This is a genomic window from Rhodoplanes sp. JGI PP 4-B12, assembly GCF_900188135.1.
On record NZ_FYEN01000006.1, the window covers coordinates 1 to 12,534 of the forward strand.

The window sequence follows — 12,534 nt, forward strand, 5'->3', positions numbered from 1 at the left end:
CCGATTCCGATTTCCGGATAGGACAACAACTCAAAGGCGGAGCGGCGCTGTCCGTCTTTGCGCAGAGCAAGGCCACTCCGCGCCGCTTCGTTTGGCGTCAGGGTCAGCGCGCGCGCCATGTTCCGCGCCGCGTCCAGAGCTGTCGCCTTGGCACGGTAATGATCGGCGCGTAGCCGGCCGACGCAGCCGAGCGCGATCCCCCTACCCGTCAGGCGCTGATCCGCATTGTCGGCGCGCAAAGTCAGCCGGTATTCGGCACGCGATGTGAACATCCGATACGGCTCGCTGACGCCGCGCGTTACCAAATCATCGATCATGACCCCGAGATAGCCTTCCGCCCGATCAAACAGGATTGGCGGCGCGCCGGCGGCACAAGCCGCGGCGTTGAGGCCGGCGACAAGCCCTTGCGCGGCGGCCTCCTCATAGCCGGTGGTGCCATTGATCTGTCCGGCGAGAAACAACCCGCGCAGGCGCTTGGTCTCCAACGACGGATGAAGCTCACGCGGGTCCACATGATCATATTCGATGGCGTAGCCAGGCCGAATGACGCGGGCGCGCTCGAGACCAGGAATGGTGGCGATCAGGGCCGATTGCACGTCTTCGGGCAACGAGGTCGAGATTCCGTTGGGGTAAACAGTGCTGTCGTCGAGCCCCTCCGGCTCGAGAAAAATCTGATGACCGTCGCGCTCGCCGAAGCGCACGATCTTGTCTTCGATTGAGGGGCAATAGCGCGGACCACGACTCTGAATCTGACCGGAATACATCGGCGAGCGGTGCACGTTGGCGCGAATGACGGCGTGGGTCGCGACAGTCGTGCGGGTGATGCCGCATTCGACCTGGCGATTGGTGATCTGTTCGGTGAGCGTCGAGAACGGCTCTGGCGGATCGTCGCCGGGCTGCATTTCCACGCTGCCCCAATCGATCGTCGTGCCGTCGAGCCGCGCCGGCGTGCCGGTCTTCAAGCGTCCAAGCTGGAAGCCGGCACGCTCGAGCGTCGCTGAAAGTCCAAGCGCGGGCGCGTCGCCGATCCGGCCAGCCGGAATTTGCCGCTCGCCGATATGAATGAGACCGCGCAAAAACGTGCCGGTGGTAATAACCACGGCGCCGGCTTCTACCTCCCGGCCGTCGCATAGCCGAACGCCCGTTGCGCGTTCGCTACCGAGCAAGTCGTCAACCTCGCCTTCGATCACCGTCAGATTGGCTGTGGTGCGAATCGCGTCCTGCATGGCCGCCGCATAAAGCTTGCGGTCGGCCTGAGCGCGTGGACCGCGGACCGCCGGCCCCTTGCGCCGATTGAGCATGCGAAACTGGATTCCAGCGGCATCGGCTACGCGGCCCATCAATCCGTCGAGTGCATCGATCTCGCGGACCAGATGGCCTTTGCCGAGCCCACCAATCGACGGATTGCACGACATCGCCCCGACCGTTGCGAAGCGCTGGGTTACAAGCGCGGTCAGCGCCCCCATGCGCGCAGCCGCAGCGGCCGCCTCGCAACCGGCGTGTCCGCCGCCGACTACAATCACGTCGAAACGATCGTCCATGGAATCTCCAAATTCGCAGCCGTTTTAGTGAAAGCAAAATCGGCGGTCAAAATCGTGCGTTTCACGTGAAACAGGCGGCGATCGACCGTTAACCAATCATTTACCAATGCAAAAGTCGCGAAAGATTTTGTCCAAAACGTCTTCGACATCGATGCGGCCAGTAAGTCGGCCAAGGGCCGAGGTCGCCTGACGCAACTCCTCAGCGATCAACTCCTCACGCGGGGTGGAGATTGCTGTTTCGGCGACGGCGCGATCGAGCGCCGCGACAGTTTCCTCAAGCGCGCGGCGATGCCGTGCTCGCGTCACCACCGCCGTCTCACCCCCGGCAAAGTAGTCATTGGCGAACTGAGCCAGAGCCGCGAATAGTGCGTCGACGCCCTCGCCCTTAGTTGCCGAAAGCGAACAAGTGAAACCATGTTCATCCTTTCTAGGAGCGCGCCTTGCGCCCCCGCTGGCGAGAGCTGGTGTGCTTTGCTTCACCAGGTCGATCTTATTTTCGATCACCCAGTGCGGCGCGTCGTCACTGAACTTCGGCATTGGCCGACACGTTCGGCTTTCGGCTGATACGTCAGTGACCCACAATACGAGATCCGCTTCGGCCGCCCGGGCGCGAGCCCGACGCACGCCTTCCTGCTCGACGGGATCGGCGCTGTCGCGAATGCCCGCCGTGTCGAGGACCGTCATTGGAAACCCGCCGATGTCCAAATGCACTTCGATGACGTCGCGCGTGGTGCCCGCATAGGGCGAAACGATCGCCGCCTCGCGCCGCGCCAGCCGATTGAACAAGGTCGACTTGCCTGCATTGGGTGGACCTGCGATTGCCACGAGGAGGCCATCGCGCAGGCGCTCGCCACGATGCCCGTCGGCCAGCGCGACGGAGATTTCATCGCGCAGGCCTCGAGTAATTTCGGCAGCGGGCGCGATCAAATCTTCCGGTACGTCCGCCTCGTCAGAAAAATCGATGCGCGCTTCAACGAGCGCCAGCGCCTCGATCAGCCGTCGCCGCCACGCTTCGGCGCGGTCGCCGATCAGTCCCTTCAATTGGCGAAATGCCTGCCGCCGCTGGGCCGGCGTCTCGGCGAAAATGAGATCGCCAAGTCCCTCCACCGCGGTGAGATCGAGCTTGCCATTCTCGAAGGCGCGCCGTGTGAACTCGCCGGGCTCTGCCAGCCGGCAGCCTTCGATCGCGGCAAGCGCTTTTAACACGCTCGCGATCACCGCCAGCCCGCCATGAAGCTGCAACTCCGCGACGTCCTCACCGGTCTCGCTGTGCGGCGCGGGGAACCACAACGCCAGCGCCTCATCGATCGCCTCGCCGCTCGCCGGATCGTGCACGCGCGCGAGCGCCGCTTTGCGCGGCTGCGGCACGCGACCGATCAGTCGTTCAAGCGCAATGCGCGCCTGCGAACCCGAAACGCGCACGACGGCAATTGCCGCCGGCGGACGGCCAGAGGACAGCGCGAAAATGGTGGAACGATCCGCCATACTGCTAGTGTCCCGATTCCGAAGTTCGTACGCTCTTTCGGCACGCTCTCATGCGAACTTCGGAATCAAAGGGACCCTAGCAAATATATAATTCTAGTGCGGTTTTTGGATTTGAAGTTCCTATGAGAGCTTCCGACCGAGCTGTAGGAACTTCAAATCCACCGCACTAGGTTGCCTTTATTAGCTTCGCGTGATGGGGGCTACTTGCTACGGTGCGTCCATGTCAACGCAACCGTCAACGCAACCGTCAACGCAACCGTCAACGCAGCCGCACCCCGCCGCAGGGCGCGGCAACCGTCTCGCCGAAGAGACGAGCCCTTATCTGCTCCAGCACAAGGACAATCCAGTCGATTGGCGGGCCTGGGGACCCGAAGTTCTGGCCGAAGCGAAGCGCAGCAACAAGCCCATACTTTTGTCTGTCGGCTATGCCGCCTGCCACTGGTGCCATGTCATGGCGCACGAGAGTTTCGAGGACGAAGCGACCGCCCGCGTGATGAACGAACTGTTCGTCAATATCAAAGTGGATCGCGAGGAGCGGCCCGACATCGATCAGATCTATATGGCGGCGCTGCATCACCTCGGCGAGCATGGCGGCTGGCCGCTGACGATGTTCCTTACGCCCGACGGCGAGCCGATTTGGGGCGGGACCTATTTCCCCAAAACGACACGTTACGGCAAACCAGCCTTTGTCGACGTGCTGCGCGAGATCGCCCGGCTGTTTCGCGACGAGCCTGCCAAGATAGAACGTAACCGCGCCGCGCTGATGGAACGGCTTGCCACCGCGGCGCGACCGGCCGGCACGGCAACGATCGGAACCGCTGAGCTCGACAATGCCGCACGGCAACTCGGCGGGCTGATCGATCCCGTCAACGGCGGCACACGCGGCGCGCCGAAATTTCCCCAAGCGGCGCTGTTCGAATTCCTTTGGCGTGCCGGCCTGCGCACCGGTGAGAACCGCTATTTCGCCGCAGTCGAAATCACGCTCGATCACATCTGTGAAGGCGGCATCTACGATCATCTCGGCGGCGGTTTTGCACGCTATGCGGTGGACGAACATTGGCTCGTGCCGCATTTCGAAAAAATGCTCTACGACAACGCACAGCTTCTCGAACTGTTGGCGATCGCTTATCAGCGCACCGGCAAGGACCTGTATCGGCGGCGCGCTTATGAGACCGTAGCCTGGCTCACGCGGGAAATGACGACGGAGGAGGGAGCGTTCTCGGCGTCACTTGATGCCGACTCGGAAGGCGAAGAAGGAAAATTCTACGTCTGGTCCTACGAAGAAGTGATCCGGCAGCTCGGGATTGAGGACGGCGAATTTTTCGCCCGTCACTATGACGTCACGCCGGCCGGCAATTTCGAAGGTCATAACATTCTCAACCGGCTGAAACCGCCACCGCGCACCGACGCCGACGAGGCGCGCCTTACCGGTTTGCGCGATAAGCTGTTATCCGTGCGCGCCGCGCGGGTGCGCCCGGGCCTTGATGACAAGGTGCTTGCGGATTGGAACGGGCTGATGATCGCAGCGCTCGCCAATGCCGCCACGATCCTGGACGAACCGGCATGGCTCGGCATGGCGCGCCGCGCCTTTGACTTCGTTGCCAGCGCCATGAGTCGCGGCGACCGGCTCGGTCATTCCTGGCGTCAAAGCAAGCTCAAATTTCCCGGGCTCGCTTCGGATTTTGCCGCCATGATTCGCGCCGCGCTGGCGCTGCATGAAGCGACCGGTACGCGCAGCTACCTCGACCGTGCGCTCGAATGGCAACAGGCGTTAGACCGCGATTACGCCAATCGGGAAGGCGGCACGTATTATCTCACCGCCGCCGACGCAGAAGGGCTAGTCATCCGTCCGGCTGCTACGACCGATGAGGCGACGCCTAATCACAACGCGGTCGCCGCACAAAATCTCATTCGGCTGGCGGTGCTGGCCGGCGATGATTCGTGGCATGACAAGGCAGATGCCCTGATTGCGGCGATCGCGCCGCGCGTCACCGAGAACCTCTACATGCATATGGCGATGCTCAACGCCATCGATCTGCGGCTGCGCGGTGCCGAGATTGTGGTGACCGGGGAGGGCGCGGCTGCGGACGCTCTGCTTGCTGCGGCACGGCGCCAGCCGCCGCTCGACCGCGTCGTGCTTCACGCCAGCTCTGCCGCGGCACTGCCGGCCTCCCATCCGGCGCGCGCCAAGCTCGCCGGCGCACCTGAGCCGCAGGCGTTCGTCTGTATCGGCGAGGCCTGTTCGCTGCCGGTCACCGACCCTGCGTCACTTGGCGCAGCAATCGAAGCGATGCGGGGTTCTTGACGCGTCAGGTGTTTGGCTGAGAACACATCCACCGCTTGCGGCGAGTGCGGCGCGGGCCGGCGAGTCCGTCGGGACGACGGCTACGCGCCGTCAGGTATTCATCGAGTCGAAGAACTCGGAATTGTTCTTGGTGTTGCGCAGCTTGTCGAGCAGGAAATCGATGGCGTCCATCGTTCCCATCGGATTGAGAATACGGCGCAGCACGTACATTTTCTTGAGCTGATCGGGCAGCACCAGGAGTTCCTCCTTGCGCGTACCGGACCGCGTGATGTCCATCGACGGGAACGTGCGCTTGTCGGCAACTTTACGATCGAGGATCAATTCCGAATTGCCGGTGCCCTTGAATTCTTCGAAAATCACTTCGTCCATGCGGCTGCCGGTATCGATCAATGCCGTGGCGATGATCGTGAGTGAGCCGCCTTCTTCGATATTGCGCGCCGCACCGAAGAAGCGCTTCGGGCGCTGCAAGGCATTGGCGTCGACACCGCCGGTGAGCACCTTGCCGGAAGACGGCACCACGGTGTTGTAGGCGCGGCCGAGCCGCGTGATCGAATCGAGCAAGATCACTACGTCGCGGCCGTGCTCGACCAGACGCTTAGCTTTTTCGATCACCATCTCGGCGACCTGGACGTGGCGCACCGCCGGCTCATCGAAGGTTGACGAGACCACCTCGCCCTTCACCGAACGCTGCATGTCGGTGACTTCTTCCGGCCGCTCATCGATCAACAGCACGATCAGGTAGCATTCCGGATGATTGTGCGTAATCGAATGCGCGATATTTTGCAGAAGCACGGTCTTGCCGGTGCGCGGCGGCGAAACGATGAGTGCGCGCTGTCCCTTGCCGACCGGCGCGACGATGTCGATAACGCGAGCGGAGAGGTCCTTCTTGGTCGGATCGTCGAATTCCATCTTCAGCCACTCGTCCGGATAAAGCGGCGTCAGGTTGTCGAAATTGACCTTGTGGCGTGCTTTCTCGGGATCCTCAAAATTCAGCGAATTGACCTTGAGCAGAGCAAAATAGCGCTCGCCTTCTTTGGGGCTTCGGATGTGACCGTCGATCGTGTCGCCGGTGCGCAGTCCGAAGCGGCGGATTTGCGAAGGCGAAACGTAAATGTCGTCCGGGCCAGGCAGGTAGTTTGCTTCCGGCGATCGCAGAAAGCCGAAGCCATCGGGCAGCACTTCAACGACGCCTTCGCCGACGATGTCAGTTTCGCGCACAGATAGCTGTTTGAGGATGCCGAACATCAGCTCTTGCTTGCGCATGGTCGAGGCGTTCTCGACCTCGAGCTCTTCGGCAAAGGACACAAGCTCCGCCGGAGTCTTGGTCTTGAGTTCTTGCAGTTTCATTTCCCGCATAGAATGTCCTGTGGAAATTTGGGCCAGCGGCAGAATTTAGTGGTGGCGTCGCTGGCGGCAGGAAGATCGCAGGTCTTTGGGCTGTAAGGGCTTGGGACCCTGGGACCCCGATGCACTGGCGGCTCCAGTTCGCTGGAGCCAAGACGCAACCGCATCCGCCTACGTTGGGTGGGGAGTATCCTGAAGATAAGAAAAGACCGCACTTCAGGCAAGGGCTAAGCCGAATTTCGCCTTAGCAACTCGTTACCGTCAGAACGGTTTCACCACCGCGAGAATGACGATTGCCGCCATCAGAATTGCCGGTACTTCATTGATAATACGATAGAATTTTGGCGAGTGCTGGTTGCGGTCGATAGCGAAGTCGCGCACCCATCGTGCGCACCAACCGTGCAGGGCGGAGAGCACAAGCACCAACGCGAATTTGGCCTGTAGCCAACCGGAAGCGAACCACCCGTAGTGCGAATCGGGGCCGTGCCAGGCGAGCCAAAGGCCCAATAGCCAGGTGACGATCATGGCCGGGTTGATGATGACGCGAAGCAGCCGCCGCTCCATCGTCTTGAAGGTTTCCGATTGCACCGAGCCCCTCTCCGCGGCGCAGTGGTAAACGAACAGCCGCGGCAGATAGAGCATTCCCGCCAGCCAGGCGATGACGGCAATGACGTGAAATGCCTTGATCCAATCGTACATGTGCTCGCGCATTCTCAGGTTGAGACGCGGACCCGCGCGACCAGTTGCTCGACATGCGCTATCGGGGTGTCTGGTAGCACGCCGTGGCCGAGATTGAAGATAAACGGTCCAGCCGCGAAGCTTTCCAGTATGCGATCGACAGCGCGATCGAGTGCTTTCCCGCCGACCAAGAGCGCCACTGGATCGAGGTTGCCTTGAATCGGCTTTTGCGTCTGCAGCTGTTCGCGCGCGAATCCAAGATCGATCGTCCAGTCCAGTCCAACGGCATCAACCGGGACTGCAGCGATGTATCGCCGCAATTTGCTGCCGGCGCCGCGCGGAAAGCCGATAATCTTAGCCGCTGGTATCCGCGCTCGGACCGCTGCAGCAATCCGAGCGCAAGGTTCAATACAGCACCTGGCAAATTCGTCACTTGCCACGACTCCTGCCCATGTGTCGAAAATCTGTACGGCATCGACGCCGGCTTCAAATTGCCGGATCAAATAACTAGCCGAAGCCTCGATCAGGATATCGATCAAGATCTTGAACTCGTCCGGATGCCGGTAAGCAAATTCACGGGCTGGAAGCTGATCGGGCGTTCCTGCCCCGGCAATCATGTATGTTGCCAATGTCCATGGCGCCCCACAAAAACCGAGCAATGTGACGTTCCCCGGCAGTTGTTCTTTCACGCGCCCAATCGTTTCATAGACGGGCGCAAGTCGCTCGTGATCGAGTTCGTACCGTAGCTTACGTAAACCATCGGCGCCGCCAAGCGCATCCAGCCGTGGCCCATCGGCTTGCGTAAACGAAACACGTTGGCCGAGCGCATGCGGAATGACCAAAATATCGGAAAATAAAATTGCAGCATCGAATCCAAAGCGGCGGATCGGTTGCAGTGTTACTTCAGTCGCCAATTTTGGACTGAAGCAAAGATCGAGGAAATTATCGGTCCTCTGACGAAGATCTCGATATTCCGGCAAATATCTTCCGGCTTGCCGCATAAGCCAGATTGGCGGAACGGCTTGCCGTTCGCCGGCCAGAACATCTAACAATGGCTTAGTCACAGATTGTACGTGCCCCCTTCTAATCTCAACTAAATAGATTCTTAGAATCTGTAGTAGTGCTTGAACAGTTGATTAGACTCATAAATTAGCTTGCACAGGCCACGCACGATTTATCCACATATCCCCAGATTGTACCTGCTCGGTCCCTGTACGTGAGCACCGCAAGCACCACGCCGATTTATGACTATTTCTGGGGCCGCTCTTGAGCCGGTATCCACATGTCACCGGTATCGGATTTGCTGCCGCGATTAAAATGCCGGGTGCTCAGCTATGTGGATGGAGCACAGGTTGTTTCGGGTAATCTGCTTGCACCATCGCAAAGGTCGTGGCCTTCTCCTGGGCGGTCAACAGCTTATACAGCCGGCCTTAGTGGTTCCATGGTGCAGACGACAGGCTACTTCCATCTCCATCTGATTTCAGATGCCACCGGTGAGACCTTGATCACGGTCGCGCGTGCCGCAGCCGCGCAATATGCCAGGGTAATGCCGGTGGAACACGTGCATCCGCTGGTGCGAACGCAAAAGCAGCTCGATCGGGTCTTGGCCGAGATCGAAGAATCTCCGGGAATCGTGTTGTACACCTTGCTTGAGGAAAACTTGGTAGAACGTCTGGAAGAAAAATGCCGCACTCTAGGCCTGCCCTGTCTGTCGATCTTGGGTCCGGTGCTGCATCTCTTCCAATCGTATCTCGGCTCCGAATCGACGCACAAAGTTGGCGCACAGCACACGCTCAACGCGGAGTATTTCCGCCGTATTGATGCTCTTAACTACACTATGCTGCACGATGACGGACAGCACGTCGAAGATCTTGAAGAAGCTGACGTAGTGCTGGTCGGGGTTTCACGAACCTCAAAGACTCCGACTTCCATCTATCTGGCCAATCGCGGGGTCAAAACGGCGAATGTCCCATTGGTCCCGGGTGTGCCCTTGCCCGCACGTGTTGAGGCATTGAAACGTCCTTTGGTGGTGGGCCTGTACGCGACCCCCGAGCGAATCGTGCAAATTCGGCAAAACCGGTTGCTCGGGCTCAAAGCGCATCGCGACGACGATCAGTACATCGATCGGCAAGCCGTCGCCGAGGAAGTCGCCGCATCGCGGCGGCTGTGCGCCAAGCACAACTGGCCGCTGATTGATGTGACGCGCCGCTCGATTGAAGAGACCGCTGCGGCAGTGCTTGCGCATCTTGGCGAGCGGCGACGCCATCACGTGTCCTGAGGCGCGCAATGGGGCTATGGCTTGCCGACGCGCCGCTCGTTCTGGCGTCGCAAAGTAGCGCGCGACGGATGCTGCTCACGGCAGCCGGCGTGCCGGTCGATGCCCATCCGGCCGATATCGATGAACGCGGTTTGGAACGCGGTTTGGAATCCGCCGCCATGGCGCAATCGGCCGGCGGCGCCGTGGCTGCACTCTTGGCGCGCGAAAAAGCCGTTGCGGTGGAGAGCCGTTATCGTGGACGTCTGACGCTGGGCGCCGATCAGACGCTCACGCTTGACGGCAAACGCTTCGCCAAGCCGGCGGATCGCAAAGCGGCGCGGGCACAGCTCCGGGAACTTTGCGGTCGCACCCACGAACTTCACTCAGCCGTCGCATTCGTGCAGCATGGCGCGGTGCTGTTCGAATACGTCGCCATGGCCCGGCTGACCATGCGCAATTTCTCCGACGACTTTCTCGAACTTTACCTCGACGCGGTCGGCGACGCGGTCACGGCAAGCGTGGGCGCCTATCAGATCGAAGGTCGCGGCGTGCAGTTGTTTGAACGGGTGGACGGCGACTACTTCACGGTGTTGGGCCTGCCGCTGATGGAAGCGTTGGAATTTTTGCGGCGCATAGGGTGCCTCGCGCGATGAGTGCGCAGCGGCCATTCGTGCTTTGCCTGACCGGCTCGCTCGGCATGGGAAAATCGACGGCGGCGAAGTTCTTCGCCGAATGTGGCGTCCCAGTCCATGATTCAGATGCCGTCGTCCACGCGCTTTATGAGGGCGAAGCTGTACCCCTGATCGAACGGGCTTTCCCAGGCTCGACATCAGGCGGCAAGGTGAATCGCAATACGCTTGCTGCGATGGTCCTGAACGATCAAGCGGCGCTCGCCCGCCTTGAGGCGATCATTCATCCGCTCGTTACCGCTTCGCGGGAAAAATTCCTGACGCAGGCACAAGCCCGCGGCGCTCCGATTGTTGTCGTCGATATACCGCTATTGTTCGAAACCACGGCCGAATCGCGGTGCGATGCAGTCGTTGTGGTTTCGGCCCCTGCCGAGATCCAACGCGCGCGCGCTTTAGACCGGCCCGGCATGACAGAAGAGAAATTTGTAACCCTGCTTGCCAAGCAAATGCCCGACACTGAAAAACGCCGGCGCGCTGATTTCGTCGTGGACAGCTCGCAAGATTTCGAGCACACCCGAGCGCAGATTCGAGACATTTTGCAGAGTGTCGCTACAATGCGCAGCCGGTGATTCGCACCGGCGGACGAACAGCAATGCGCGAAATTGTCTTGGATACCGAAACGACCGGGCTCGATCCGCTTACCGGAGATCGCCTAGTCGAGATTGGCTGCATCGAGCTCGTCAATCGGGTCCCGACCGGCAAAACATTCCATGGTTATTTCAACCCGGAACGCGATATGCCGCAATCGGCCCTGCAGATCCATGGGTTGACGATCGATTTTCTGAAGGATCAGCCGCTGTTCGCACGTCGGGCGGGAGAGCTCATAGAGTTTCTCGGCGATGCCCAGATCGTTGCCCACAACGCGATGTTTGATCTGGCTTTCCTCAATGCCGAGTTGGACCGCGCCGGCCATCCGGCGGTGAGCCGCGAGCGGATGATCGACACCCTTCTGCTTGCCCGCCGCAAACACCCTGGAGCCGCGAACCGGCTTGATGATTTGTGCGCCCGTTACGCGATCGACAATTCGCGGCGAACCAAGCACGGCGCACTGCTCGATGCGGAGCTCTTGGCTGAAGTCTATGTCGAACTCACCGGCGCACGTCAGGCTCAGCTGATCCTTTCGCAGGCACCGCCAATCCTTGCGCCCGGCGAAATCATCGCAGTCCGAGAGCGGCCGGTACCGCTGCCGCAGCGATTGACAGCCGACGCGCTGGCGGCGCATCGGGAGTTCATCGCCGGCCTTGGCGAGAACGCTATCTGGCGTGATTACGTCAGCTTAGATTAAGTGGCGGCGAGGCCGCGGGCTGTCCCGCGGCCATGCGGTCGCGATACAAAGCCGCGAAATCGACCGGCTCGAGCATCAAAGGCGGGAAGCCGCCGTTACGCGTTGCCGTGGCGACGATTTCTCGAGCGAACGGAAACAACAAGCGCGGGCATTCGATCATAACCATGGGCTGCAGGCTTTCCTGCGGCACGTTAAGAATGCGAAACACACCGGCATAAAGCAGTTCGAAGCCGAACAGCACGAAACCCTGAACCTCTGCCTTTCCCTCAAACCGCAGCGTCACCTCGACGTCGTTGTCGGTTAGCGGTGCCGCCTCGACACCGATATTGATTTTTATCGACGGCTGCTGGGCGTTTGGCGTCAAAGCGCGCGGTGCATTTGGATTCTCGAACGAGAAGTCCTTTACATATTGCACAAGGACGCCGAGCTGCGGCACCGGCATCTGCGGGTTACCCGCTTGTGGCGTGGGGCCACCATTCGTCGTCGACATCGTTGTCTCCGGCCTTGAGCCGGCTTGGCTAACATGCGGCGCGGGCGCGAACAATGGCAGGAATGCGTTTGCTGGCCTGCGGGCTGGGCCGAAAACGCCTATGGAATGCCCATGGCTTATATCTTTGTGACCGGGTGCCGCCATTGTTGGCGCGGCGACGGTGATCGTCTAATCTGAGTGCTAGCGCGCTAGAATGACGCGCGCCGCCACTGGATGACTTAACCTGCGTGCCTACATAGAGCAGGAACCGGGTGTCCTGCCGCGGTTTGGTCATTCGAACCGAATCTCGGGATCTTACTGCCCCGCTCGTCGCGATGGCGAAAGAATGGCCGAAGTGTTCGACATCTATACCATCATTTTCCTCGCCCTCGCAGTGTTCATTTTCCTGCGATTGCGCAGTGTCTTGGGCCAGCGTACCGGCCGCGAGCGGCCACCCTACGATCCGTATTCGGCGCGGGAC

General features: G+C 60.5%; 11 protein-coding genes and 1 pseudogene. 6 read left to right on the forward strand and 6 right to left on the reverse strand.

Annotation, left to right across the window (positions count from 1 at the left end):
• On the reverse strand, positions 1-1,541 hold a 1,541-nt coding region (gene mnmG / locus CFA80_RS00455), incomplete at its 3' end, for a tRNA uridine-5-carboxymethylaminomethyl(34) synthesis enzyme MnmG (protein ID WP_143549654.1).
• Between the two features lie 96 nt (positions 1,542-1,637).
• The gene (gene mnmE / locus CFA80_RS00460) at positions 1,638-3,026 is read right to left on the reverse strand and encodes a tRNA uridine-5-carboxymethylaminomethyl(34) synthesis GTPase MnmE (protein ID WP_088518412.1); all 1,389 of its coding nucleotides are present in this window, start codon (positions 3,024-3,026) and stop codon (positions 1,638-1,640) included.
• A 220-nt stretch (positions 3,027-3,246) separates the two neighbouring features.
• On the opposite strand from mnmE, the gene CFA80_RS00465 reads away from it, so the two are divergent.
• A complete protein-coding gene (locus CFA80_RS00465) occupies positions 3,247-5,331 on the forward strand; it encodes a thioredoxin domain-containing protein (RefSeq protein ID WP_088518413.1) in 2,085 nt (694 codons plus the stop codon).
• Between the two features lie 90 nt (positions 5,332-5,421).
• Here CFA80_RS00465 and rho read toward each other — a convergent pair whose 3' ends face one another.
• The 3 genes from rho to hemE all read right to left on the reverse strand — a co-directional run bounded on the left by rho (position 5,422) and on the right by hemE (position 8,441).
• A complete protein-coding gene (gene rho / locus CFA80_RS00470; protein WP_088518414.1) occupies positions 5,422-6,687 on the reverse strand; it encodes a transcription termination factor Rho in 1,266 nt (421 codons plus the stop codon).
• 249 nt (positions 6,688-6,936) lie between these two features.
• Entirely contained in the window at positions 6,937-7,374 is a 438-nt protein-coding gene (gene hemJ / locus CFA80_RS00475; RefSeq protein ID WP_088518420.1) for a protoporphyrinogen oxidase HemJ, read from the reverse strand.
• A gap of 14 nt (positions 7,375-7,388) precedes the next feature.
• Positions 7,389-8,441 (reverse strand): uroporphyrinogen decarboxylase, encoded by a 1,053-nt coding sequence (gene hemE / locus CFA80_RS00480; protein WP_245281132.1) that lies wholly within the window; start codon positions 8,439-8,441, stop codon positions 7,389-7,391.
• Between the two features lie 353 nt (positions 8,442-8,794).
• Between hemE and CFA80_RS00485 the strand changes: the two genes are divergently transcribed.
• The 4 genes from CFA80_RS00485 to dnaQ are packed head-to-tail and all read left to right on the forward strand — an operon-like array spanning position 8,795 to position 11,584.
• The gene (locus tag CFA80_RS00485; RefSeq protein ID WP_088518416.1) at positions 8,795-9,631 is read left to right on the forward strand and encodes a pyruvate, water dikinase regulatory protein; all 837 of its coding nucleotides are present in this window, start codon (positions 8,795-8,797) and stop codon (positions 9,629-9,631) included.
• A gap of 8 nt (positions 9,632-9,639) precedes the next feature.
• Entirely contained in the window at positions 9,640-10,263 is a 624-nt protein-coding gene (locus CFA80_RS00490; protein WP_088518417.1) for a Maf family protein, read from the forward strand.
• A complete protein-coding gene (gene coaE, locus CFA80_RS00495) occupies positions 10,260-10,868 on the forward strand; it encodes a dephospho-CoA kinase (RefSeq protein WP_088518418.1) in 609 nt (202 codons plus the stop codon). Before CFA80_RS00490 ends, coaE begins: the two co-directional genes overlap by 4 nt.
• A 23-nt stretch (positions 10,869-10,891) precedes the next feature.
• Positions 10,892-11,584 carry a DNA polymerase III subunit epsilon gene (gene dnaQ / locus CFA80_RS00500; protein ID WP_088518421.1) on the forward strand — a complete coding sequence of 231 codons (693 nt, stop codon included), beginning with the start codon at positions 10,892-10,894 and terminating at the stop codon, positions 11,582-11,584.
• Here dnaQ and secB read toward each other — a convergent pair.
• The gene (gene secB, locus CFA80_RS00505) at positions 11,571-12,074 is read right to left on the reverse strand and encodes a protein-export chaperone SecB (RefSeq protein WP_088518419.1); all 504 of its coding nucleotides are present in this window, start codon (positions 12,072-12,074) and stop codon (positions 11,571-11,573) included. The genes dnaQ and secB overlap by 14 nt on opposite strands.
• Before the next feature lie 325 nt (positions 12,075-12,399).
• On the opposite strand from secB, the pseudogene CFA80_RS01140 reads away from it, so the two are divergent.
• A pseudogene (locus CFA80_RS01140) lies at positions 12,400-12,534 on the forward strand (calcium-binding protein); the annotation flags it as partial.